General features: G+C 28.7%; 33 protein-coding genes. 28 read left to right on the top strand and 5 right to left on the bottom strand.

What is annotated here, in order from left to right; all coding sequences use genetic code 11:
• Positions 1-105: 105 nt before the first annotated feature.
• The 28 genes from ACXGQT_RS00955 (at position 106) to ACXGQT_RS00820 (ending at position 22761) form a co-directional block, all read left to right on the top strand.
• Positions 106-1098 carry a hypothetical protein gene (locus ACXGQT_RS00955; protein WP_457829561.1) on the top strand — a complete coding sequence of 331 codons (993 nt, stop codon included), beginning with the start codon at positions 106-108 and terminating at the stop codon, positions 1096-1098.
• 194 nt (positions 1099-1292) lie between these two features.
• The gene (locus tag ACXGQT_RS00950) at positions 1293-2081 is read left to right on the top strand and encodes a hypothetical protein (protein ID WP_457829560.1); all 789 of its coding nucleotides are present in this window, start codon (positions 1293-1295) and stop codon (positions 2079-2081) included.
• 223 nt (positions 2082-2304) lie between these two features.
• Positions 2305-2868, top strand: a complete 564-nt coding sequence (locus tag ACXGQT_RS00945) for a hypothetical protein (RefSeq protein ID WP_457829559.1) — start codon at positions 2305-2307, stop codon at positions 2866-2868.
• A gap of 479 nt (positions 2869-3347) precedes the next feature.
• A complete protein-coding gene (locus ACXGQT_RS00940; protein ID WP_457829558.1) occupies positions 3348-3770 on the top strand; it encodes a hypothetical protein in 423 nt (140 codons plus the stop codon).
• A 272-nt stretch (positions 3771-4042) separates the two neighbouring features.
• Positions 4043-4504: a helix-turn-helix domain-containing protein gene (locus tag ACXGQT_RS00935; RefSeq protein WP_457829545.1), complete on the top strand. Its 462-nt coding sequence runs from the start codon at positions 4043-4045 to the stop codon at positions 4502-4504.
• Positions 4432-5298 carry an IS3 family transposase gene (locus tag ACXGQT_RS00930; RefSeq protein WP_457830792.1) on the top strand — a complete coding sequence of 289 codons (867 nt, stop codon included), beginning with the start codon at positions 4432-4434 and terminating at the stop codon, positions 5296-5298. The genes ACXGQT_RS00935 and ACXGQT_RS00930 overlap by 73 nt, the downstream gene beginning before the upstream one ends.
• 56 nt (positions 5299-5354) lie before the next feature.
• Positions 5355-6068, top strand: a complete 714-nt coding sequence (locus tag ACXGQT_RS00925) for a hypothetical protein (protein ID WP_457829557.1) — start codon at positions 5355-5357, stop codon at positions 6066-6068.
• A gap of 1130 nt (positions 6069-7198) precedes the next feature.
• Positions 7199-7978, top strand: coding sequence for a hypothetical protein (locus ACXGQT_RS00920; protein WP_457829556.1), 780 nt, complete (start codon positions 7199-7201; stop codon positions 7976-7978).
• A gap of 201 nt (positions 7979-8179) precedes the next feature.
• Complete coding sequence (locus ACXGQT_RS00915) at positions 8180-8719, top strand: hypothetical protein (RefSeq protein ID WP_457829555.1); 540 nt, start codon at positions 8180-8182, stop codon at positions 8717-8719.
• A gap of 213 nt (positions 8720-8932) precedes the next feature.
• On the top strand, positions 8933-9640 hold the full coding sequence (locus tag ACXGQT_RS00910; RefSeq protein WP_457829554.1) for a hypothetical protein: 708 nt from the start codon (positions 8933-8935) through the stop codon (positions 9638-9640).
• A 206-nt stretch (positions 9641-9846) separates the two neighbouring features.
• Positions 9847-10167, top strand: a complete 321-nt coding sequence (locus tag ACXGQT_RS00905; protein WP_457829553.1) for an antibiotic biosynthesis monooxygenase family protein — start codon at positions 9847-9849, stop codon at positions 10165-10167.
• 43 nt (positions 10168-10210) lie between these two features.
• Positions 10211-10591, top strand: a complete 381-nt coding sequence (locus ACXGQT_RS00900; RefSeq protein ID WP_457829552.1) for a hypothetical protein — start codon at positions 10211-10213, stop codon at positions 10589-10591.
• A gap of 242 nt (positions 10592-10833) precedes the next feature.
• Positions 10834-11067, top strand: a complete 234-nt coding sequence (locus tag ACXGQT_RS00895) for a hypothetical protein (RefSeq protein WP_457829551.1) — start codon at positions 10834-10836, stop codon at positions 11065-11067.
• The gene (locus ACXGQT_RS00890) at positions 11051-11356 is read left to right on the top strand and encodes a type II toxin-antitoxin system RelE/ParE family toxin (protein ID WP_167897023.1); all 306 of its coding nucleotides are present in this window, start codon (positions 11051-11053) and stop codon (positions 11354-11356) included. Before ACXGQT_RS00895 ends, ACXGQT_RS00890 begins: the two co-directional genes overlap by 17 nt.
• A gap of 268 nt (positions 11357-11624) precedes the next feature.
• Positions 11625-12086, top strand: a complete 462-nt coding sequence (locus ACXGQT_RS00885) for a helix-turn-helix domain-containing protein (protein ID WP_457829545.1) — start codon at positions 11625-11627, stop codon at positions 12084-12086.
• Positions 12014-12880: an IS3 family transposase gene (locus ACXGQT_RS00880; RefSeq protein ID WP_457830793.1), complete on the top strand. Its 867-nt coding sequence runs from the start codon at positions 12014-12016 to the stop codon at positions 12878-12880. Before ACXGQT_RS00885 ends, ACXGQT_RS00880 begins: the two co-directional genes overlap by 73 nt.
• Positions 12881-12941: 61 nt before the next feature.
• Positions 12942-13235, top strand: coding sequence for a hypothetical protein (locus ACXGQT_RS00875; RefSeq protein ID WP_457829550.1), 294 nt, complete (start codon positions 12942-12944; stop codon positions 13233-13235).
• Between the two features lie 4 nt (positions 13236-13239).
• Positions 13240-13704, top strand: coding sequence for a hypothetical protein (locus ACXGQT_RS00870; RefSeq protein ID WP_457829549.1), 465 nt, complete (start codon positions 13240-13242; stop codon positions 13702-13704).
• Between the two features lie 230 nt (positions 13705-13934).
• Entirely contained in the window at positions 13935-14408 is a 474-nt protein-coding gene (locus tag ACXGQT_RS00865; protein ID WP_457829548.1) for a hypothetical protein, read from the top strand.
• 278 nt (positions 14409-14686) lie between these two features.
• A complete protein-coding gene (locus ACXGQT_RS00860; protein ID WP_302885247.1) occupies positions 14687-15343 on the top strand; it encodes a hypothetical protein in 657 nt (218 codons plus the stop codon).
• A gap of 214 nt (positions 15344-15557) precedes the next feature.
• Positions 15558-16040 carry a DUF4304 domain-containing protein gene (locus ACXGQT_RS00855; RefSeq protein WP_457829547.1) on the top strand — a complete coding sequence of 161 codons (483 nt, stop codon included), beginning with the start codon at positions 15558-15560 and terminating at the stop codon, positions 16038-16040.
• An 855-nt stretch (positions 16041-16895) separates the two neighbouring features.
• Positions 16896-17450, top strand: a complete 555-nt coding sequence (locus tag ACXGQT_RS00850) for a hypothetical protein (protein ID WP_457829546.1) — start codon at positions 16896-16898, stop codon at positions 17448-17450.
• Between the two features lie 272 nt (positions 17451-17722).
• Positions 17723-18184 (top strand): helix-turn-helix domain-containing protein, encoded by a 462-nt coding sequence (locus tag ACXGQT_RS00845; RefSeq protein WP_457829545.1) that lies wholly within the window; start codon positions 17723-17725, stop codon positions 18182-18184.
• Positions 18112-18978, top strand: coding sequence for an IS3 family transposase (locus ACXGQT_RS00840; protein WP_457830792.1), 867 nt, complete (start codon positions 18112-18114; stop codon positions 18976-18978). Before ACXGQT_RS00845 ends, ACXGQT_RS00840 begins: the two co-directional genes overlap by 73 nt.
• Before the next feature lie 105 nt (positions 18979-19083).
• On the top strand, positions 19084-19662 hold the full coding sequence (locus tag ACXGQT_RS00835) for a Crp/Fnr family transcriptional regulator (protein ID WP_457829544.1): 579 nt from the start codon (positions 19084-19086) through the stop codon (positions 19660-19662).
• An 87-nt stretch (positions 19663-19749) separates the two neighbouring features.
• On the top strand, positions 19750-20640 hold the full coding sequence (locus tag ACXGQT_RS00830) for an MBL fold metallo-hydrolase (RefSeq protein ID WP_457829543.1): 891 nt from the start codon (positions 19750-19752) through the stop codon (positions 20638-20640).
• A 67-nt stretch (positions 20641-20707) separates the two neighbouring features.
• On the top strand, positions 20708-21097 hold the full coding sequence (locus tag ACXGQT_RS00825) for a nuclear transport factor 2 family protein (RefSeq protein WP_457829542.1): 390 nt from the start codon (positions 20708-20710) through the stop codon (positions 21095-21097).
• 764 nt (positions 21098-21861) lie between these two features.
• A complete protein-coding gene (locus ACXGQT_RS00820; protein ID WP_457829541.1) occupies positions 21862-22761 on the top strand; it encodes an FkbM family methyltransferase in 900 nt (299 codons plus the stop codon).
• 93 nt (positions 22762-22854) lie between these two features.
• On the opposite strand, the gene ACXGQT_RS00815 is transcribed toward ACXGQT_RS00820, so the two are convergent.
• The 5 genes from ACXGQT_RS00815 to ACXGQT_RS00795 form a co-directional block, all read right to left on the bottom strand.
• Positions 22855-24195 carry a sigma-54-dependent transcriptional regulator gene (locus tag ACXGQT_RS00815; RefSeq protein ID WP_457829540.1) on the bottom strand — a complete coding sequence of 447 codons (1341 nt, stop codon included), beginning with the start codon at positions 24193-24195 and terminating at the stop codon, positions 22855-22857.
• A 122-nt stretch (positions 24196-24317) separates the two neighbouring features.
• Positions 24318-24626, bottom strand: a complete 309-nt coding sequence (locus tag ACXGQT_RS00810) for a hypothetical protein (protein ID WP_457829539.1) — start codon at positions 24624-24626, stop codon at positions 24318-24320.
• Between the two features lie 50 nt (positions 24627-24676).
• On the bottom strand, positions 24677-24985 hold the full coding sequence (locus ACXGQT_RS00805) for a hypothetical protein (RefSeq protein ID WP_457829538.1): 309 nt from the start codon (positions 24983-24985) through the stop codon (positions 24677-24679).
• Positions 24986-25041: 56 nt separating this feature from the next.
• The gene (locus tag ACXGQT_RS00800) at positions 25042-25341 is read right to left on the bottom strand and encodes a hypothetical protein (RefSeq protein WP_457829537.1); all 300 of its coding nucleotides are present in this window, start codon (positions 25339-25341) and stop codon (positions 25042-25044) included.
• 54 nt (positions 25342-25395) lie between these two features.
• Positions 25396-25695: a hypothetical protein gene (locus ACXGQT_RS00795; RefSeq protein ID WP_457829536.1), complete on the bottom strand. Its 300-nt coding sequence runs from the start codon at positions 25693-25695 to the stop codon at positions 25396-25398.
• Positions 25696-25754 lie beyond the last annotated feature (59 nt).

Raw genomic sequence — 25754 nt, 5'->3', positions numbered from 1 at the left:
AGAAACAAAACCAAACAAAAAGCTTCGGCTTAGTTCGTGTTCGAAAATCTTGTCGATTTTCTTCCCGCACAAAGCCTAGCCAAAACCGTTGGCAGTAATAAAAAAATGAGCGATAACGAAGACAAAACATTAATCAATTTTTTCCTATGGTTCTTCGGAATCTTTGCAGTTTGGATGTTAGGATACATCACAATCAAAGCTTTTAATCATAATGAGTTAAGTATATTTAACATGATAATTCCTATTACTATTGGAGTTACATATGAAAACTTAAAAATTTCAAATAATTGGAAACACACAACTTTGAAAATATTTGCTGCTCTAGTTATTAGTTTAATGGCTTTTATTGAAACTGAAAATCATGAAAACTTTTCTTTTAGTGATAATATTCATGAATGGTCATATGCTTTTATATTCCTATTAGTTGCTGGGTCTGTAATATACCATAAAGACAGAATCATTCCGAAAATAACCGAAGGAATAATATTACTACAATCAATCTCATTTATTTATTGGATAATTAACATATACAAGGAAAATATTTTTAATCATTATGTACTCATAACTCTAATTGTACCATTCTTTTTGTTTTCAATTTTTCATGCTTTTTCATATAAAAAATTCAGTCAAAATAATAAACTCATCCTTAGTGTTTGGAGTTCTTTTATCATGTTAATATTTTCTATTCAGACAATGATAAAAACTGTAAAAAATGAAAACTATTTAGATCTAAGCTTTGAAGCTGTCCTTATTAATTATTTAATGTATTTTATACTTGGAGTTTCTCTAGTGTATATTTATAAAAACGCAGAAATGTTTTTGGGATATATTCCTAACAAAGATAATGGATATAATAATTATTCCGAAAAAGTAAAAAAACTTAATAGAAAGCATATTGAAAGATTTTCTGAAATTCAAGTAAACAAATCAGATTCTTTATTGGCTATCTTATTTCTATCAATTATTTATAGTTTAAATTATTTATATAATATCATCGATTCAGAAACATTGATTTGGATTTGTTTTATTATATTTCCTTACATTTTGAATCTTAAAAACTACTTGATTCAAAAAAAGACTACTGCCAACACCGGCTAAACTTCATGCGGGTTCTGTGCTTACTTCAAAGTTTTGTGTATATTTACTAAGTCGCCAAATCTTGTTGATTTGGCTTCGTGAAATCAAAGAAACAAATCCAAACAAAAAGCTTCGGCTTAGTTGCGTGTTCGAAAATCTTATCGATTTTCAATCCCGCACAAAGCCTAGCCAAAACCGTTGGCAATAATAAAAAAATGAGCAGAAATAGATTCATTGAAAAATTTAAAACAAAATCTAATTCCGAATTAAAACACATTATACTTGAAGAAAAAAAGTATGATTTTAAGGCTGTTAGTGCTGCGAAAGAATTATTAACAGAAAGAAAAGTTAACATTAACGAAAGCCACAAAAAAGTAATTAAAGAGTCATCTTTAAACACACTGCATAAAGAAAATAAAACACAGACACTTACCAATAAAGAAACTAATCAATACTTGCAAATTTTCATTAAACAAAAAACTTTTCCTATCAGTAATGAAAATATTGTTTTGATTATATTAATAACACTATCAGCAACGAGTTACTATATTTATAATTTGAATAATATTGAAAATGCAATCTTTGAGTCTCTTGGAGTTATTTTCACACTAATAACTTTTATTTATTTTGTAATATTAATAATATCATTATTATTTAGACACGAAAGATTAGAGGGAAAATTAGAAGGACATTTAATTTTTGAGAAAGACAGAATTCACATTGGAAATAGTTCTTTTAATATTCTAGAAATTAAAGAAATAATTATTGAAAATTGGTATGTGAAAGGATATCCTGTTAATATCACTACTCCTACTCTGAAACCTAAAAAATCTAACGGAGTTAAAAATTATATTAAGTTATATCTTGAAAATGAAACTGTCGTAACTTGTTATTTTCTTCAAACAAAAACAGATAAAATTCAAAAATTTTCTAAAGTTTTTAAATCCTATTATAATCTTGGATTATTAAGCGAACAGAATTATATAAACATAACTGAATCTTAATAATAAATTACTATTGCCAACACCGGCTAAACTTCATGCGGGGTTTGTGCTTACTTCAAAGTTTTATGTATATTTACTAAGTCGCCAAATCTTGTTGATTTGGCTTTGTGAAATCAAAAGAAACAAAACCAAACAAAAAGCTTCGGCTTAGTCCGTGTTCGAAAATCCTCAGATTTTCAATCCCGCACAAAGCCTAGCCAAAACCGTTGTACACTATTAAAAAATGGAAGCACTATTTGACTTTGGAATTACAATAATTAAAGTCTATTTAATTTCATATTTGTATGTGAAGATTTACTCTATATTAATCGAAAAATTTAAAAATGTAAAATTAATTTCATTACTTCCAAAAATTGAAAAAAAAGAAGATTTTAAGAATGTTCGAATTCTTATTTCAGTTGCTCTCATATTATTTTCCTTTACTTATTGGGGGAATAAAGGATATGGAGATGAAGCATATATACCAATTGGAAACAATAAATTAGTAGAACAATCTAATGGAGTACAGGCTTCTATAACTCCAAAACAATATAAACGAGGATCTTTATATATTGATAAATTCATTATAACAGACAACATGGTTTTTGGAGAAGCTGTTACCAGTCCTGTTGATAGACCATTGCCATTTTTTGTATGGAACTTTAAAAAAGAAGAACTTTTATTTTTTAAAACTCAAGTTGAATTTGATTATTTTTTAAGTCAGAAAGGAATTACAACATTTGAACTAAAATCATTTAATTCAAATTATATTCATTTTTGGAATATCCGAATGATATTAATGGCTTGACAAAAACAGTGTACAACACCGGCTAAACTTCATGCGGGTTTTGTGCTAACTTCAAAGTTTTGTGTATATTTACTAAGTCGCCAAATCTTGTTGATTTTTTGTGAAATCAAAAGAAACAAAACCAAACAAAAAGCTTCGGCTTAGTCCGTTTTCGAAAATCTTGTCGATTTTCTTCCCGCACAAAGCCTAGCCAAAACCGTTACCCAAAAATTGAAAGATTTTGAAATATGAACTTTAGCTTTCTTTTATTAAGTGAAGAAAATTATTTAAATTATAATAACCTGAATCACGAAACTGGATCCTTTAGGTAGTTATTTAATAATGTCTCTTAATTTTCACATGGATATTAATTTCCTTATCATAAAATAACAATAAGTCGAAATCTCATGTGTAATTAATTGTTAGTTTTGAATACTCCAGTGAAGCATTCTATTTGGTTTTTATTTATTAAATTAGTTGTTTCAATATCTTATAAAAATATGAAACAAAATATTCAGATTGAGTCTTTGGATACTGAGGAATTAATTATTATAGTTTTATTTCCTACAATTGAATATTCGAATGAAATAGTTGAAAACACAAAAAAAGAATTACTAAAAAGAAAAATAACGGAAAGTAGATTATCCAAAATAGATTTGATTTGGAGTAACCGATTCAACAAAAAACAATTTAAAGATAAAATTAAAAATGAATTAAATAAAACTGAAAGTTATTCTGTAATTGAAATGTTTTATGTAATAGTATTAGGTACTATCTTTTTTCTAAAACCTTATTTATCTCCTTTAAAGTCTCTTAAAACTTTAAAAAAAGAAGGGTTCTATTTGAAATACAAACAAAAAATATTCCTTATAGCGTTCGGATACTTGATTTTATTTCTAATAATTGGAAATACTATATACTAATTAAAATCATTGGGTAACACCGGCTAAACTTCATGCGGGTTTAGTTCTAACTTCAAAGTTTTGTGTATATTTACTAGGTCGCCAAATCTTGTTGATTTGGCTTCGTGAAATCAAAGAAACAAAACCAAACAAAAAGTTTCGGCTTAGTCCGTAATCGAAAATCTGGTCGATTTTCAATCCCGCACAAAGCCTAGCCAAAACCGTTGCCCACAATAAAATGAATGTAATTTCCTGAAATAGGTTGACTAAAAATTAAACACTTTAGTTAAACTATGGACACAAACAAAAAAACACCCTGTCGAAAAAAAAACTACGAAAAAGTTACTTTTCAACACAAATTATTTGTCATTGACCAAATTCAAAATGGTCAAATATCTGTAAACTTTGCTGCTAAGAAATATAACATTTCTAGATCTACCATTTCTTATTGGTTAAATAAATACAGTACTTTGCATCAACAAAATACAGGTATGAGTAAACTAAACGAAATAAAAAAATTAAAGCAACGTATTGAAGAATTGGAGTTTGTAAAAGACTTTCAACAGGATATCATTGCAGATATGGAAATCATTACAGGTGTCGATATGTCAAAAAAGTCATTGCCCGAAACATTAGCAAAAGAGATAGAAATAAAGAAGATAAACCTTTTAAAAGAAAATGGATCTATCAATGCTTCGGGGTCAGTAAACAAGCCTTCTACAAAAGAATCAAAACACTCGAAAACAAAGAAATAAACGATAAAAAAAGAATCATAATGGTCCAAAAATATCGTAAAAATGTTGGACAAAGATCTGGTGGTATAAAACTTCATAAAGAACTTAAAGAGCAGATGATTGGACAAAATATATACATCGGAAGAGACAAGTTTTATCGTTTTTTAAGACAATATAACTTGCTGGTGCCTAGGATTAAAAACTACCATACTACAACAAACTCAAATCATCAGTTTAGAAAGTATAAAAACATCGTAAAAAAACAAGTACCTACAAGACCTGAACAGCTTTGGGTGACGGATATAACCTATATTAAAACCCAACATGGACATAATTATTTAGCATTCGTAACAGATGCCTATTCTAAGCAAATTATAGGTTATAACCTTGCAAACCATATGAGAACATCCCTTTGTACCCAAGCGCTCGCTATGGCTATTAAAAACAGGAAATACCCTAATAAAAAACTTATTCATCATTCAGATAGAGGGTTTCAATATTGCAACCCCAAATACACCGAATTTGCTGAAAATAATGGAATGACAATGAGTATGACAGAACAATACGACCCTTATGAAAATGCCCTAGCTGAGAGAATTAATCAAACTTTGAAATACGAATACGGACTAAAATTAACAATCAAAAACACAGCTATTGCTCAGAAAATGACAAAACAAGCTGTTTATATTTATAATAATCTTAGAACGCATTTTAGTCTTGATTTAAGAAAGCCGGCTGAAGTACATCTAAATCCAAACATCAAATACAAATCATATCGTAGAAATAATGTAAATTTACCTGAACTTACTATTTAGATAAGAAGATAATCAACCTAAAAAAAGGGCAACCTATATCAGGATAAGACAATATTGTGAAAAAAATTCTATACTGTTCTATTATTGTTGTTTTACTTTTTTCTTGTAAAACAATATATAATGAAACTTCTGAATACCTAAAACAAAAAGGGTTTACATATAGATATAGTGATCGTAATGATTCGAAACTTTATGAAAAACTTAATATTAATGGCTACTATACTATAAATGATACCTTAAACTCTGGCGACATTTTTGGAAGTTATACTAATTTGATGTTTTTTCCCGACGGTATGTTTGTATCTGGTTTTCACAATTGTTGTGACACGGTAAAAGAAATAGGAAAAGTAATTCCATCATATTTTAAAAAAATCATAAACGAAAGAAACTCTGGACTCAGGAATTATTCCTTTTATGAAGATACTCATTGGGGATATTATGAACTTAAAGGTGATACTATTAAAGTTCAACATATTAATGTACACATGATTGGAGGGATGACTAAAGTATGGTACTCTTCAAGAAATTGGTTTAAAATAATTGATAAAAATAGAATTAAAGAGATATATAGATATCCAATCAAAAAAATGACTAAATTAGACTCTTTAAATCATGAAAAATATTATAAAAATAGAGTGAATTTAGTAGAAGCATATTTTGTACCTCTCGAAAATATACCAAAATCTGATGGATGGTTAAAATATGAAAAATGGTTTTGGGAAAATGAAGAAGACTATAATATTTGGATAAATCAAAAAAGTAATAAATAGGTGCTAACACCGGCTAAACTTCATGCGGGTTTTGTGCTTACTTCAAAGTTTTGTGTATATTTACTAAGTCGCCAAATCTTGTTGATTTGGCTTTGTGAAATCAAAGAAACAAATCCAAACAAAAAGCTTCGGCTTAGTACGTGTTCGAAAATCTTGGCGATTTTCTTCCCGCACAAAGCCTAGCCAAAACCGTTGTAGTACATTAGATGAAAATTAAATCAAATATTCAAGTAACTGAATTAAATAGAGATCAGTTTATTCAAGTTTTAGAGAATAATAACTTGAAGGTTACTAATAACGAAAAAATAAGATTTAAAGATTTAATTAAAACATATACTCCTCGATATTATCCAAGATTTAAACCGACAATTAGTGGTGAATTTTACCGAAATGAATGGAAAATTAATTTAGATTCTGTAATATTTAAATCTTTTCTTATTGGAATAAGTACATATATTTTTTTTTTGGGCAAATAATGCTGAAATAAAAACAAGAATAATCATACCTATAATTTTTATGATAATAAACTACTGGATAAATCAGTTAATTATTAAAACTAGAATTGAAAATATTGAAAGTTATTTCAGAAAATCAATTAAAAACAATCATTGAGACAAAAACTAAATTCTATTTACAAATTTAAAAAAAACTCTCTTTGAAGAAAATCATCATATTTATTACTCTAATTATATTAGACTTAACAATTTATGTCACTTTTGGACTATTACTCATGATATATGATGATTCTTATCAAGAAAGTAAAGGAGAGTACTGGAGTTTAAGTAGTATGACATTTCAAGAAAAAATTATTTACTTAAGTTTTCAATTTTGGAATATTGTAAATATTATTATAATAGTATATCTCATTTATAAAATAATCTCGTTTATAAAAAAAACGTACTACAACACCGGCTAAACTTCATGCGGGTTTTGTGCTAACTTCAAAGTTTTGTGTATATTTACTAAGTCGCCAAATCTTGTTGATTTGGCTTTGTGAAAACAAAGAAACAAAACCAAACAAAAAGCTTCGGCTTAGTACGTGTTCGAAAATCTTGTCGATTTTCAATCCCGCACAAAGCCTAGCCAAAACCGTTGTGCGTAAGCTAAAAAAACTCTCCTGAAATTAGAAAATGAACGATAATCATTTCATAAAAAAATTTAGAAATAAAACTGATATAGAGCTAAAATACATTTTAGAGAATAAAGAGAAATATACTGAAAATGCAATTGAAGCTTCAAATTATATTTTAAATGAACGAAGTGGAAAACCAATTGAAATAAAATCTATAACCAAAAAAAGAATAGATAAAAAAGAAGAAAAGAAAATTACTTGGAAAAAAATTGAAAAGGAAAGACAAAGAAGTTGGGAAAAAAATTATTATGCAGGAAGATTACTTTGGTTTGGAATTGCTTGTATAGGTTGTGCTTTTTACTTTTTTGCACCAACTTTATTCACATCTGAAAAATCCTTAATTAAAACAAGTGGAAATATTGAGAATGTAAAAGCTTTTTATACGCAAGTAAGTTCAAAAGGTCATAAAAGCATTAAATCTGAATTATTTTTGAAAATTGAAAATGACCAAAGAAACTATAAACTTGCAAAAAATATTGGACAAAGTCGTAATAATGAAAAATACGAATTCATTGAAAAAGAACTAAAGAAATCAGGAAAAGTAAATGTTTGGATTAAGAAAAGTCAACAATCGAATATTGAGCCTGAAGTTTTTCAAATTACAACAGGAGAAAATAAAGTTTTGTATGATATGGATGATGTTAAATCTGAATTAAAATTTCTATTTCCATTTTTACTTTTAATTGGTATCTTCGGAATCGGAGTTTATGTAAATCATAAATATCCAAATCGAATTAAAAACATAATGAAAAAAAAGCCTACGCACAACACCGGCTAAACTTCATGCGGGTTTTGTGCAAACTTCAAAGTTTTGTGTATATTTACTAAGTCGCCAAATCTTGTTGATTTGGCTTTGTGAAACCAAAAGAAACAAAACCAAACAAAAAGCTTCGGCTTAGTACGTAATCGAAAATCTGGCCGATTTTCAATCCCGCACAAAGCCTAGCCAAAACCGTTGTACAACAGTTAAGATAAAATCATGAAAGTATTAATATTTCTAGTTTTAATTTCAATTTCGTCTTGTAGTGAAACGAAAAAAAAGACAACTAAGATTAAACAAACTGAAAATATTCAAACCGAATTTAATTTAACTGAATCTGATTTTGTAATACTTTCTTTTAAGACTGATTGGTATTATATTTTTAAAAATGTGAAACCCACTGAACTTACTCAATCGGAATTAATTGAAATTGAAAAGGTTTTAAAAACAGTAATTGTGGATAATAATAATCAGCAAAAAATTAGATTGATTGAACACAATAAAAAATTTCCAAAATACCAGCAGACTGAAACAGGTTATGAATTAAAACTAGATGGATATAAAAGACAATACGTACCAATAATAAATGAAAAAGGAGAAAAAAAGGTTTGGATAAATTTCTTTTGTGATAATTTTGGAGCAGATAATTGGAAAACTGAAATAGTTGAAGTTTTGGATGGTGGAAATTGTTACTATAGCATAAAAATTAATTTGAAGACAAAACAATATTATGATTTAAGAATAAACGGATCTGCATAAAAAACCGTTGTACAACACCGGCTAAACTTCATGCGGAGTTCTTTGCTTTCTCAAAGTTTTGTGTATATTTACTAGGTCGCCAAATCTTGTTGATTTGGCTTTGTGAAAAACAAAGAAACAAAACCAAACAAAAAGCTTCGGCTTAGTCCGTGTTCGAAAATCTTGTCGATTTTCTCCCCGCACAAAGCCTAGCCAAAACCGTTATAAACAAGCATGAAAAAAATAATTACACTATCAATATTATTAGTAATCATTGCTTGCAAAACAAATAAACCAAAAGGTCTATGGATAAGTTATAAAAGCAAAGCATTAACTCCTGAAAATGGATACTCACCATCTACTTCAAGTTTAATTTTAAACTTTGACAAACTTGAATTTTACAATTTATCCGATTCAGTTAAGAATTTCTCAATTAATTCAAATTTAATAATGTTTTATAATAATTCAGATACTGTAAAACTTGATTATTTACTACTTGAAAAAGATTCGCTTGAAATAAATATTAGAGAACTTAATACTACTAAAATATTCATTCCATTAAAACTAAACACTAAATTAAATCTATCTAAGAACAAAATCAGAAATAAATTAACTGAACAAAAGTTTTATTCTGTAAAAGATACTTTAAAACTAACATTTACAGAAGATTTTTATACGGATGAATATTCAAAAAAAGAAATAACAAATAAGAGAATTCTCAAAAGTAAATTTTTGACAAATAATGAATTCCATGGATACTGGTATATAGGACAAATAGAGGAAAATTATTTTATTATTATGAATTTAACTCCTGAGAGAATCGGATCAAAAGAAGTGATTTATCAAATAACTAAAATTGAGAATTCAAAAATAAAGATTAAACCAATAGTAACACCTATAGGATTTGCAAATAGAATTAATGAAATAAAAGCCAGTTTATAACACCGGCTAAAATTAATGCGGGCATTGTTTTCAACTTCAATGTTTTGTGTATATTTACTAAGTCGCCAAATCTTGTTGATTTGGCTTAGTTTAACCAAAAGATACAAAACCAAACAAAAAGCTTCGGCTTAGTGCATAATCGAAAATCCGCAGATTTTCTCCCCGCACTAATCCTAGCCAAACCCGTTGTGTGCAAGCAAAAAAAAATGATAGCTGAAACTCCAAAACCTCCATATTATGCAGTAATTTTTAGTTCAATTAAAACTGAAATTGATAATGAAGAATATTTAATCATGTCTAACAAAATGATTGAATTAGCAAATAAACAAACAGGCTTCTTAGGTATTGAAAGTGCTAGAAATGAATTAGGAATTACTGTTTCTTATTGGAAAGATTTAATTTCTATAAAGAACTGGAAAGATGATTATGAACATCAAATTGCCCAAAAATTAGGAAAATCGAAATGGTATAAATCTTATAAAACAAGAATAGCTAAAATTGAAAGTGACTATGAGTATGAAAATTAGTAATAATAATTCTTAACTTTTAATTCCTGAAAATCTACAAATAATGAATAAAATTAATGAATTTGAATATGGAATTGTGGTTATAATAACTACACTCCTATTTGTAATCCCTATAATTTTAACTCTATATAAGTTTCATCGAAAACTTAATTTTAAAATATCAAAAATCCATTTCTTATTTAATATTTCTTTATTATTACAAATTGGATTAGGTATCATATTTTACTTAACTTTTTTAACCTTTGGAGAAGTTTTATTTGAAAACTTTTCTAACACTAAATGGTTTGAATTTATATCAACAGCAACCTTATGGTATTCTGTAATCGGAATTTTCTATTATGTTCCATTTTTAATATTATTAAATATCATCATTATACTTATAAATTTAATTCGAAAGAAAAAGCCAGCACACAACACCGGCTAAACTTCATGCGGGTTTTGTGCATACTTCAAAGTTTTGTGTATATTTACTAGGTCGCCAAATCTTGTTGATTTGGCTTAGTTTAAACCAAAAGAAACAAATCCAAACAAAAAGCTTCGGCTTAGTACGTGTTCGAAAATCTGGTCGATTTTCTTCCCGCACAAAGCCTAGCCAAAACCGTTGGGTAACATTAAAAAGTAGCACCGAAAAACTATATTCAATTAGAATTTTATTACTTTTGAAATATGGAAATGAATATTCAAAATACTAAAATAGAATTAATACAGTGGTTAACAACTCTTAACGACAAATCACTGATTGAGAAAATATTAGAGCTTAGAAAATCTGAGACAGCAGATTGGTGGAATGAAATTTCTGAATCTGAAAAAAAATCTATTGAAAAAGGTATTATAGATGCTGACAATGGAAATCTAAACTCTCACTCTGAAGCTAGAAAGATATATGAAAAGTGGTTATAAGGTTGAATGGACAGATAACGCTTTAAATGAATTAAAGGAAGTTTTTGAATATTTAGAATTAAAATGGACTGAAAGAGAATCTAAAAAACTTTCTCAGAAAATTGAAACTACAGTTAAACTAATAGCTGAAAATCCTTCTTTATTTCCTCAGTCTAAACATTTAGAAGTTAGAAAAGCTGTAGTACATAAATTGAATACTATCTATTACAGAGAAAATAACAATAATAAAACTGTTCAAATATTATCTTTTTTTAGTAATCGAAAGAATCCTAATAAATTGAAAGTATAAAAACGTTACCCAACACCGGCTAAACTTCATGCGGGTTTTGTGCTTACTTCAAAGTTGTGTGTATATTTACTAAGTCGCCAAATCTTGTTGATTTGGCTTTGTGAAACCAAAGAAACAAAACCAAACAAAAAGCTTCGGCTTAGTCCGTGTTCGAAAATCTTGTCGATTTTCAACCCCGCACAAAGCCTAGCCAAAACCGTTGTACTATATTTAAAAATTGTAATTTCCTGAAATAGGTTGACTAAAAATTAAACACTTTAGTTAAACTATGGACACAAACAAAAAAACACCCTGTCGAAAAAAAAACTACGAAAAAGTTACTTTTCAACACAAATTATTTGTCATTGACCAAATTCAAAATGGTCAAATATCTGTAAACTTTGCTGCTAAGAAATATAACATTTCTAGATCTACCATTTCTTATTGGTTAAATAAATACAGTACTTTGCATCAACAAAATACAGGTATGAGTAAACTAAACGAAATAAAAAAATTAAAGCAACGTATTGAAGAATTGGAGTTTGTAAAAGACTTTCAACAGGATATCATTGCAGATATGGAAATCATTACAGGTGTCGATATGTCAAAAAAGTCATTGCCCGAAACATTAGCAAAAGAGATAGAAATAAAGAAGATAAACCTTTTAAAAGAAAATGGATCTATCAATGCTTCGGGGTCAGTAAACAAGCCTTCTACAAAAGAATCAAAACACTCGAAAACAAAGAAATAAACGATAAAAAAAGAATCATAATGGTCCAAAAATATCGTAAAAATGTTGGACAAAGATCTGGTGGTATAAAACTTCATAAAGAACTTAAAGAGCAGATGATTGGACAAAATATATACATCGGAAGAGACAAGTTTTATCGTTTTTTAAGACAATATAACTTGCTGGTGCCTAGGATTAAAAACTACCATACTACAACAAACTCAAATCATCAGTTTAGAAAGTATAAAAACATCGTAAAAAAACAAGTACCTACAAGACCTGAACAGCTTTGGGTGACGGATATAACCTATATTAAAACCCAACATGGACATAATTATTTAGCATTGGTAACAGATGCCTATTCTAAGCAAATTATGGGTTATAACCTTGCAAACCATATGAGAACATCCCTTTGTACCCAAGCGCTCGCTATGGCTATTAAAAACAGGAAATACCCTAATAAAAAACTTATTCATCATTCAGATAGAGGGTTTCAATATTGCAACCCCAAATACACCGAATTTGCTGAAAATAATGGAATGACAATGAGTATGACAGAACAATACGACCCTTATGAAAATGCCCTAGCTGAGAGAATTAATCAAACTTTGAAATACGAATACGGACTAAAATTAACAATCAAAAACACAGCTATTGCTCAGAAAATGACAAAACAAGCTGTTTATATTTATAATAATCTTAGAACGCATTTTAGTCTTGATTTAAGAAAGCCGGCTGAAGTACATCTAAATCCAAACATCAAATACAAATCATATCGTAGAAATAATGTAAATTTACCTGAACTTACTATTTAGATAAGAAGATAATCAACCTAAAAAAAGGGCAACCTATATCAGGATAAGACAAAATCTGTACATGAATGCTAAATCTTGGATTTTATTATCAATCGGAATTGGTTCACAAAAATCCCCAATTGATATTAAAGGAATTAAACAGATTGCAGATGGAATAAATCACGCAATACCGACACATCAAGAATTGCAATCTTCAATAAAATGGCTAATTCAAAAAGGACTTATTATAAAAACTGGAAAAAAATATTCACTTTCAAATAAAGGGAAAAATTTAATTAGTGATTCACAATCTACAAAAAAAAAAGTTTTGAAAATGTGGGAAAACCTAGAATTAAAACTTAAACAGATAGGATAACGTTATGAAAAAAATCAAGTTAATTAGCATAGTATTAGGAATCATATTAATTGGTGGAATATTACTAAAAGATTATTTACCACCTAGAACTCCAATAAAGGTTGTTAGAATTTATAGTGGACTAAGTATTCCTAAATCGACTAAAGTAATTAATTTTAAAGAAGACTATTCATTCACGGGAGAAGGTAAAATAGAAGTTAAATTGAAGCTATCCGATTCTGATATAAAGAAAATTAAAGAAGAATGCTTAAAACTTGAATACAAAAAACTAACAGTTGAGAATCTAATAGAAGATGAATTCCTTAATCCTGACCCTCGATTTGGATTTAATATGCCAAATGCTGATTTAAGAAATATAAACACTGGATTTTATAAACTTAAAGTTAGAGATTTAAAAAATATGGATTTTTCAATGTTAGTATTAAATTTGGATAATAAAGAATTAAGTCTTTGGGCATTAATACCATAGGAATAACATTGCCTAACACCGGCTAAACTTAATGCGGGTTCTGTGCTTTCTCAAAGTTTTGTGTATATTTACTATGTCGCCAAATCTTGTTGATTTGGCTTAGTTTAACTAAAAATACAAATCCAAACAAAAAGCTTCGGCTTAGTCCGTATTCGAAAATCCGCAGATTTTCTTCCCGCACTAATCCTAGCCAAACCCGTTGCCAAGCATAAAAAATAAAAAAAAGTTAAATGAAAAAAAAACTATTAATTATCTCTCTTTCATTATTTCTAGTTAGTTGTAGTCAAAGACTTCATGATTTTACATTGATATCTACTAAAAACATTGAATTAAACGAACTTAATAATCTTAGAAAATCTGAAAAAAGAATTAGTAATGAGGATAAGACACATGTTATTGTTTTCATCCCCACTAAACAAACTAAAATAGAAAATGCAATTGATAAAATTATTGAAAATACTCCTGGATGCATTGCTTTATTAGACGTAGTCATTCATTCTAAATTTTGGTGGATTCCATATATTTATGGACAACAGAAATTTGTTGTTGAAGCAACTCCTTTAATAAAAGAAAATTATAATTCTACGACATCAAACCTTCCTAATTTTGGAAAAATATATCTAACGAAAGAAGGAAATATTGAAAAAATAGTCTCTATATCAGAAAGTGAATTTAATATTGAAAAAAATAAAATGATTGAGTAATAAACATTCAATTTTATTTTAAGAAATATTAAGTTATAAATTATCTAAGGAGAAATTAAAACATAAAAATACGCATGGCAACACCGGCTAAACTTCATGTGGGTTCTGTGCTTTCTCAAAGTTTTGTGTATATTTACTAGGTCGCCAAATCTTGTTGATTTGGCTTTGTGAAAACAAAGAAACAAAACCAAACAAAAAGCTTCGGCTTAGTACGTGTTCGAAAATCTTGTCGATTTTCAACCCCGCACAAAGCCTAGCCAAAACCGTTGCCATTAATTATGAAAATCACTCGCGAACAGATTTACGAAAAGGCAAATAGCGTTGTCAATTTAAAAGGAATGACTGGAAATGAAAGACTTTATGAAAGCGGTTTATTAGACGAATTTGATAAAGCAAAAAAAAATGACAAACATTTAGCAAGAACTATTCTACAAGCATTACAATTTGACGAATTATCAATAGGTCAGATTTTGGGAAATACCATTCAAAGTTTGAAATATCCAAACCCATGGGATTTTCCAAATAAATTATCAAACGGATTGAAAAACGAAAATAACGCAACTGTTGAATATTCAAATGAGAATGAAATTGCAATGGGCGGACCTTTGACTGGAACCTGCCAAATCCGAATAAATGGAAATGATGAAATTTTAATTGATAAATTTTGCGGAGGACAACCAATATGGAATCAAAACGGATTAAAATTAGCAATTCCGATTTGGGAAAGGTCTTTTATGAGAACAGTACAGCGTATTGGAGTATTTGATTTAGAAAAATTGACTCTAACTAAATTCAGAACAAAATTCAAAGTCTTGGATTTGAGAACTTTTAAGAATGATATTATCAGCGGATTTGATAGTCCAATACATAAAACTAAAGTTGTTAAATTTGACATTAAAAATGAGCGAATAAAATCGAGTATTCGGCTGAAATAACTAATGGCAACACCGGCTAAACTTCATGCGGGTTTAGTGCTAAATTCAAAGTTTTGTGTATATTTACTAAGTCGCCAAATCTTGTTGATTTGGCTTTGTGAAATCAAAGAAACAAAACCAAACAAAAAGCTTCGGCTTAGGTGCGTGTTCGAAAATCTGGCCGATTTTCTTCCCGCACAAAGCCTAGCCAAAACCGTTGGCAAATAGCTAAAAAATGAGCACCGAAAGAGAGAAAATGATAAAATCACTGAAAGAAATTTTTATTCCAGAATTACGGAATAGAAATTTTAAAGGTAGTTTTACTCATTTCCGAAAAATTGAAAATGGAAAAATAAATTTGTTGACTTTTCAGTTTGACCGAAATGGTGGCGGATTTATAATTGAACTCGCTAATTGGAATGAATCAGAATTTAAAACTGATTTTGGGAAAATTATTTCAATCAATAAGTTGACTGCTCACGATTTAAATGAAAGACAACGCATTTATCCAAACTCTCTGACAGAAAAAAATGGTACTGATAGTTGGTTCCGATATGGAAACCCGAAATCTGCACAAACATACGAATCATTGGCTCGAAAAGTTATCGAAAGAATTCCATTAATGGAACAATATTGGACTGACAATAAAATAACTGAAGTAACAAATAGTAGTTCTAATTCATTATTGCAAAAATTGAAATCAATATTCAATAAATAGAAATTACATCCAAAAAAAAGCCAGTTGCCAACACCGGCTAAACTTCATGCGGGTTTTGTGCTTACTTCAAAGTTTTGTGTATATTTACTAAGTCGCCAAATCTTGTTGATTTGGCTTTGTGAAAACCAAAGAAACAAAACCAAACAAAAAGCTTCGGCTTAGTACGTGTTCGAAAATCTGGCCGATTTTCAATCCCGCACAAAGCCTAGCCAAAACCGTTAGTTTAAACAACCACGAAAATTTCTGGTCGAAATTTACGCAGTTATTTAAATCGAACGGTAATCATAAGTTTGAAACCAGTGCTGTCTCAAAAAAAATCAAAACGAAACTTATCTTTCTCTGCTGAAAAAAACCTTTGTTTGCTTAAAAAATGAATTTGGGAAAATCCAGTAATTGATAATTTTTCTCTAGCCGATAATGATTTGAAAACTTGTGTTACGTGTTAAAGTGTACGTAAAAATTAAACAATATTTTCTTCTCTAATTATTTGAAAAATACTTGTAGAAAATGAAGAATTTTATAGAGTTACGTGCTGAAATGTACGCTAAAATCACTTCGTTGATAATTTGTCTTTAACCGATAAATATCTACAAGCAAAACGTTGAAATTATCGTAGCAACTCAAGATGAAAATCGTTGCGGATAATTGGGAAACTTATTTTCTCCTAATGAACTTTTAAATGTGAAATAGTTGCATAAACTAACAACAGCTAAAAAACATAGCTTTTTTTGTGAGTGACTAAAGTTGGTTTTCTATTTATTTTGTGTAGTTTTAGTCTGAAAATTAATCGGCTAGTTTACTCGCTACGTTTCCTAGCTAAAACCGTTAGTTTTCATTTCGAAAAAAAATTGATACATGAAAAAATTATTAATCATACTTATTCTATTTTCAACTTATAATATCTTTTCACAATTGAAAAATCATGAAATAAAAGTTGACACAATAAATAAAATAAAATCGAAAGGTATTGATAAACAAAATAGAATTGAATTCAATATAGAAAACGGTAAACTCTTCATTAATAAAAATGTAATTATCAAGAATTGGAGTGAGTTTATTAAAAATAGTAAGCTTGAATTAGAAAATGATTCTTTTAACAAAGAATGGCGAGAAGAAGATTTAGCCCAACAAGAAAAGTCACTTGATAAATTTAGAAAAATGGAAAAAATTCCTAAGGCTGATAAATATACTTTGCTTATTATTGACGGTTATGTTCCAAAAGCTATCGAATCAGGAGATTTTGAATTATTAATAAATGAAAAAAATATTGAAGAAATAGTTATTGTTGAAAGGACAAAATCTACTTATAGTAGATATTCCTCAACAGATGAAATAATGAGATATTATACGACTGATAAAAACATTAAAGTTTGGGAATGTTTAGTATCATCGATAACAGGTTGTATGTAAAAAAACGAAAAACTAACACCGGCTAAACTTCATGCGGGTTTTATGCTTACTCCAAAGTTTTGTGTATATTTACTAGGTCGCCAAATCTTGTTGATTTGGCTTTGTGAAACCAAAAGAAACAAAACCAAACAAAAAGCTTCGGCTTAGTACGTGTCTGAAAATCTTGTCGATTTTCAACCCCGCACAAAGCCTAGCCAAAACCGTTGTACTATATTTAAAAATTGTAATTTCCTGAAATAGGTTGACTAAAAATTAAACACTTTAGTTAAACTATGGACACAAACAAAAAAACACCCTGTCGAAAAAAAAACTACGAAAAAGTTACTTTTCAACACAAATTATTTGTCATTGACCAAATTCAAAATGGTCAAATATCTGTAAACTTTGCTGCTAAGAAATATAACATTTCTAGATCTACCATTTCTTATTGGTTAAATAAATACAGTACTTTGCATCAACAAAATACAGGTATGAGTAAACTAAACGAAATAAAAAAATTAAAGCAACGTATTGAAGAATTGGAGTTTGTAAAAGACTTTCAACAGGATATCATTGCAGATATGGAAATCATTACAGGTGTCGATATGTCAAAAAAGTCATTGCCCGAAACATTAGCAAAAGAGATAGAAATAAAGAAGATAAACCTTTTAAAAGAAAATGGATCTATCAATGCTTCGGGGTCAGTAAACAAGCCTTCTACAAAAGAATCAAAACACTCGAAAACAAAGAAATAAACGATAAAAAAAGAATCATAATGGTCCAAAAATATCGTAAAAATGTTGGACAAAGATCTGGTGGTATAAAACTTCATAAAGAACTTAAAGAGCAGATGATTGGACAAAATATATACATCGGAAGAGACAAGTTTTATCGTTTTTTAAGACAATATAACTTGCTGGTGCCTAGGATTAAAAACTACCATACTACAACAAACTCAAATCATCAGTTTAGAAAGTATAAAAACATCGTAAAAAAACAAGTACCTACAAGACCTGAACAGCTTTGGGTGACGGATATAACCTATATTAAAACCCAACATGGACATAATTATTTAGCATTCGTAACAGATGCCTATTCTAAGCAAATTATAGGTTATAACCTTGCAAACCATATGAGAACATCCCTTTGTACCCAAGCGCTCGCTATGGCTATTAAAAACAGGAAATACCCTAATAAAAAACTTATTCATCATTCAGATAGAGGGTTTCAATATTGCAACCCCAAATACACCGAATTTGCTGAAAATAATGGAATGACAATGAGTATGACAGAACAATACGACCCTTATGAAAATGCCCTAGCTGAGAGAATTAATCAAACTTTGAAATACGAATACGGACTAAAATTAACAATCAAAAACACAGCTATTGCTCAGAAAATGACAAAACAAGCTGTTTATATTTATAATAATCTTAGAACGCATTTTAGTCTTGATTTAAGAAAGCCGGCTGAAGTACATCTAAATCCAAACATCAAATACAAATCATATCGTAGAAATAATGTAAATTTACCTGAACTTACTATTTAGATAAGAAGATAATCAACCTAAAAAAAGGGCAACCTATTATCAGGATAATACACTATTACATAAAATAACATCTGTTGAGCTACAACATTAAATCCAAATTAAAACATGACAGAGTTACTAACACAAAATATTTTAAATCATATTACATTATCAAATAAAGAGCTAGAAAGTTTTTGTTACTTATTCTACCAAAAAAAAGTTAAAAAAAAACACTTTTTACTGCGAGAAGGTCAAATTTGCAAGTTTGAGGGCTTTGTTACTAAAGGGCTTTTCAGAGTATATCATATAGATAATAATGGATTTGAGAAAGTACTCTATTTTGCTCAAGAAAATTGGTGGATTACCGATATAGATAGTTTTACCAATGAAAAACCATCCCAACTTTATATTCAAGCATTAGAAGATAGTGAAGTATTATTGATTTCAAAAAAAGATAAGGAATTTGCTTATAGTAACATTCCAAAAATAGAAAAACTGTTTAGAATCATGACTCAAAAAACACATATCGCATTACAACGAAGAATGATAGATAATTTGAGTAAAACAGCCGATCAACGTTATATAGAGTTTATTGAAAAATATCCTAAACTCTTTCAACGATTAACCAACCTACAAATTGCAGCTTACTTAGGCATAAGTCATGAATTTTTAAGTAAAATTAGACGAAAAATAGCTACAAAATAATAGTTAGATTTTCATTTATTGAACTTGTTCAATGTTTTGTGATGACTATCCATCGCATCTTTGTAACATCATAAAACAAGACAAAAAATGAAATCTATTATTTCAACAGTATTTTTAACAATTTTAATTTTATCCAAAATGAATGCACAAGCACAAGTTTCTAAAACAATAGAAACAAACAAATTTAAATTGCAAGTTTACAACGCATCAGAAAACAGTTTTGGTGTAGCCTCTGTAATCGTATCAGGGAAAACCGATGCCGTATTGATAGATGCTCAGTTTACTCTAGCAGATGCCGAAAAGGTAGCACAAGAAATCAAAAATTCAGGAAAAAAATTAACCACTATTTATATTTCTCATGGAGATCCTGATTTTTATTTCGGATTAGAAGTATTTAAAAAATATTTCCCAGAGATTACAGCTTACGCATCGCCTGCAACTGTAGAACATATTAAAACAACATCTCAAAAGAAATTAGATGTTTGGGGAGAAAAATTAGGTAATAAAATTACGTCTAATACTATTTTACCTCAAATTCTAAAAGAAAATTCTATTGAATTAGAAGGCGAAAAGTTGGAAATTATTGGGTTAAATGATTTCCCTAAAAGAACTTTTGTATGGATTCCATCAATTAAAACAGCTTTGGGTGGTATTAATGTTTTTGGCACAACATTTAATGCGTGGATGGCAGATGCACAAACAACAGATATACGTAACAACTGGATCTCAATCTTAAATACGATCAGTGATTTAAAACCTGAAATTGTGATACCTGCCCACGCAAATACCAATTCAGATTTCACTATTGATGCTGTAAATCACACAAAGAATTATATTCAGTTTTATGAAGAAGCTTTAAAAAACAACAAAACTTCTGAAACTTTAATAGCAACCATAAAATCAAAATATCCAAATTTAACTTTTGAAACAGCCTTAATGTTAGGTGCAAAAGTAAACACAGGAGAAATGAAATGGTAAAACCTTTAACAATCATCAACTTGACATTACTTTAATAGTGTCAAGTTGTTCTTTTAAACAAGAAGTAATGACTAATTTAGAAATAATAAAAAGCACCTATGAAGGTGAAAATTCAGAAGAAAACGGTATAAACTTAGCCAAATATGTGGCTAAAAATATTAGTTGGACAGAAGCCAAAGGTTTTCCGTATGCAGGAACTTATATTGGTTTAGAAAGTGTTACTGAAAATGTTTTTAAGCGCTTGGGTAGCGAGTGGATTGATTATAAATTTTTACCCGAAGATTATATTACCGATGAAGACAAAGTAGTTGCCTATGGCACATATTCGGGCACATATAAAAAAACAAACAAGTGTTTTAAAGCAAGAGTTGCTCATATTTGGAAACTAAACGATGGCAAAATTATCAGTTTTGAGCAATTTGTAGACAGTAAATCGGTTGATGAAGCAATACGTTAAAACACTACTAGGCCTAACATTTTATATAATCCATAGATGAGTTCGTTCTTCATCTATGGATTTTTCATATTCTTAAAACCTTTTAGAGACCAAAACGTATGTACATAAAATCGCTACACAACTTGTATTTTACCAATAGAAGCAAGTTAAAAGCAACATATAAAAATTGAAAAAAAGATATAACTTTCGGAAAATTAATTTCAGAATTTTCTCTAAAAACTATAAGTATAATAAAAATGATATTATTTTTAACCAAAGACATGTTGTAAGAGCTTTAGAAAAAATTATCTCTTAATTAAGAACTGATTTTCATTATATAGAAGGTAAAAAAGGCAATTGCTAACAACGGCTAAACTCAACATATCTTTAGTTTTAACTTAAATGCTTTTACTATATTTAACAAGTTGTAAAATCTTGTCTGATAATGTAAAATATATTACAACTGATTATGTTGGATAATTTAATGCTACAAAAAAGTTAAATATAGAATCAATAGATAAACCTGATAACAAATATGACTTGATTATTTGTTATCATATTCTTGAGCATATTAAGAATGACATAACAGTATGAAAGAGATAAAAAAAATTCTAAAACCTAAATAAAAGTGCATTATTCAGATCCTATTTAAAAATCTCCATCAATAAAATTAGGTATATAAATATTTTGCTATCCAATTAAACAGAACAATATTATACTGTTCTCTCTATTAAATAAGAGAAAAACTTTTTTATTATTACAAACTATTAAAAATAACACCAAAAATGAAGCAAATAATTTATAAGTTAATATACCATTCAGCAATTAATAAAGCACTAAGAAACATTAATAAAATATTTTCTGTATTTCTTCCTGATAACATTAAAATTCCACCATCAGGAATCTTAACTATAAAAAATAAAAAAAGTAAGAAACTAAAAATTAGAACCAACCAAACTAGTTATTTAACTCACTTGCTATTTTGGAAAGGGTATCAAAATTTTGAATACACAAGTATCTTTATAAAACTGATAAAAAAACTAGATACATTTTACGATATAGGTTCAAACATTGGTTACTACTCTTTACTTGCAGAAATGGAAAATCCAAAAATTAAAGTTGTAGCATTTGAACCAGCTAATGGTCCATTACATTATTTAAAAGAAAACATTCGTATAAATAATTTTAAAAATATAATAGTTGAAGATATTGCTTTATCGGAAAAAACTGGCAACATCACATTTTTTGAAATTAAAAATAAGAAGTATACTTATCTTAAACATAATTTAGCTGGAGAAAGTAATGCAGGAAGTAAAACTTCAGGACGAAATTTTGTTCCTACCGAAGTAAAAACAATGACATTTGATGAGTATGTTTTAAATACTGAGCAAAAGTGTATTGATTTGGTAAAAATGGATACGGAAGGAACTGAACATTTTATTCTAAAACACTCAGATTATGTTCTTGAAAAAATTAAACCTATATTCATCTGTGAAACCCTATTTAACACTATTGAATCGGAACTTGAATCAATCTTCAACAAATATGGTTATGATTTTTATAATCACAGCGAAACAGGTCTTAAAAAAGTATCCACTATAATAAGAAATGAAGATAATGGTATTAGGAATTGTTTTTTTGTTCACCCAAGTAGACTTCATCTAATAGAAGAATTCATTAAATAAGCTTTCTCCTCCTAATTTAACCACAAACATTTTTCCAACAGATTTTTATTAAAATATTAATGATTATGTAACAATAGGTATTTAGGGAATCATTTATAAATTAATATCATATTGTTTCATTTTATTATACAATGTTTTCCTTGTAACATTTAATAATTTGGCAGCTTGTGTTTTGTTATTATCAGACTCTTGTAAAGCACTTATAATCAATTCTTTTTCATTTTCTTTGGTAGAAAATTTTTTCAATAGGTCTTTGTTCTTTTCTTGTTGAAACAATTCGCTAGGCAAAGCTATTTTTTCAATTACATCTGAAGGAGTTAACAAAGTGGCTCTTTTTATAACATTAGATAATTCTCTTAAATTACCTGGCCAATTATAATTCTGAAAAATAGTTAATACCTCTTTAGAAAAACCTATTACAGATTTGTTTAATTGTTGATTGGCTTTGTTTAAAAAGAAATCGGCATATAAAATTAAATCATCGTTTCTGTCTTTTAAATTAGGAACTTTTATAGAAAACTCATTTAATCTATGATATAAATCTTCTCTAAAATCTCCCTTTTCAACAGCCTCTAACAAATCTTCATTAGTAGCTGTTACCAACCTAATATCAACATTAATTTCTTGACTACTCCCTATAGGTTTTACCTTTCTTTCTTGTAATGCTCTTAATAACTGAATCTGATTTTCATAGGATAAATTTCCTACTTCATCTAAAAAAAGAGTACCTCCATTGGCAGATTCAAAATGACCTATTTTATCATTAATAGCCCCTGTAAAAGATCCTTTTTTATGTCCAAAAAATTCGCTTGAAGCTATTTCTTTAGGAATAGCTCCACAATCTACCGCTACAAAAGGTTGATCACTTCTTAAGCTTTGTAAATGAATGTTTTTTGCCACAACTTCTTTACCAGTTCCACTCTCTCCAGTAATTAAAACAGACATATTAGTAGGGGCTACTAACTGAATATATTCTGATAATGATTTAGAGGCTGCACTGATCCCTTTTACAAAATCGGTATTAGTAGTTTCCTTTTTTGTTTTAGGAGTTTTTACTGTTGTAATTTCGGTATCATTAACCTCTAATGCATTGCTTATTACCTCTAAAACCTCATTAGGGTTAAATGGTTTTGATATATAATCAAAAGCACCTTGTTTCATAGCTTTTACAGCTGTAGACACTTCTGCATAACTAGTCATTAACACTACGGGAGTAGGATTGTTATTCTCTTTCATTTGTGTTAATAGACTAATACCATCACCATCGGGAAGCCGTAAGTCTGTAAACACCAAATCGTATTTGTTATTTTTTAACTGGCTAGTTGCGTTTTGAATGGTGTAACTTACATCAACTACATATTGATGTCGTTCCATAAAATTCTTTAGCATTTTAGAAAAAGTAACATCATCTTCTATTAATAGTATCTGTTTCATATGTGGGGTTCTTATTACAAAAATATTAATATATAGCGACTAATTAAATCAAAAAGGACGTTTTAATTAAAAACGTCCTTTTCTTGAATTATAAGTTTTAAACTATAATGTATATATGCATGTTATTTAACAGCACTTTCCTCTAACCATTTTCCTTCTTTATCAATATAAACAGTACTCATAGCACCATCAACAGAAAGTTCTAACTTGTACTGATCACTTTTGTTTACATAGGCTTTTTTTATAGTTGCCATGGCAAAATCTTTTTTAACAGCATTGGTAACGGTTTCTGGCAATTTGTCTAGAGTTACTTCTGTAAACTCTTCATTCAATACAACACTTATAACCGTAGCTGGTGTTACAAAGTTAGACATTGCATATGTTGATACTCCACTTGCTAATATTGCGATTGATAAAATGACTTTTTTCATAATATTTTATTTTTTTGATTTTTAATATGTACTAAAATGTTTGTTAATAATTATTGAATAGCACTTGCTTCTAACCAGTTTCCTTCTTTGTCGGCATAAACTGTACTAGTAGCACCATCTGCAGAAAGTTCTAATTTATATTGTCCTTTTGTGTTTACATAAGCCTTGTCTAAAGTTGCTCCTGCAAAGTCCTTTTTTACAGCATTGGTAATAGCTTCTGGTAATTTGTCTACTGCAATTTCTGTAAACTCTTCATTTACTACAACACTTACAACCGTAGCTGGTGCTACATTGTTATACATTGCGTATGTTGATATTCCACTTGCTAAAATTGCGATTGATAAAATGATTTTTTTCATGATCTTTAATTTTTATTATTTAATTATTGTTTTTAATTCTCTGTTAATTATAAGTACTACTTAGCTTCTACCCAATTTCCTTCTTTATCAGCATAAACTGTACTTTTAGCCCCCTCTATAGAAAGTTCTAATTTATATTGCTCACTAGCGTTTACATAAGCTTTGTCTATGGTAGCTCCCTCAAAATCTTTTTTTACAGCATTGGTAATTACTTCTGGTAATTTGTCAACTGCAATTTCTGTAAACCCTTGGTTCATAACAATATTAATAGCGGTAATAGGTGCTACATTAGTTGTTATTGCATACGTTGACATTCCACTTGCCAAAATTGCGATTGATAAAATGACTTTTTTCATAATAATTATTTTTGTTTTTAATATTTACTTTTGATTTGCTTTACTTATTCAAGATTACTTAACCTCTAACCAGTTTCCATCTTTGTCTATATAAACTGTACTTGCAGCATCATCAGCAGAAATTTCTAACTTATATTGTGCTTTGTCATTTACATAAGCCTTGTCAATTGTTGCGTTTGGATAATCCTTTTTTACGGCATTAGTAACTGCTTCTGGCAACTTATCTACAGCTACTTCTGTAAACCCTTCATTTAAGACTGCACTTACAACAGTAGCTGATGCTACATTATTTGTCATTGCATACGTTGATACACCACTTGCTAAAATTGCGATTGATAAAATGATTTTTTTCATGATAATTATTTTTTGAATTTGTTATTAATTATTTACAACTAGAATAAAGAAAGAAATGT

Source organism: Wenyingzhuangia sp. IMCC45467, assembly GCF_054111205.1.
This window is presented reverse-complemented; position numbering and strand designations above follow the sequence as displayed.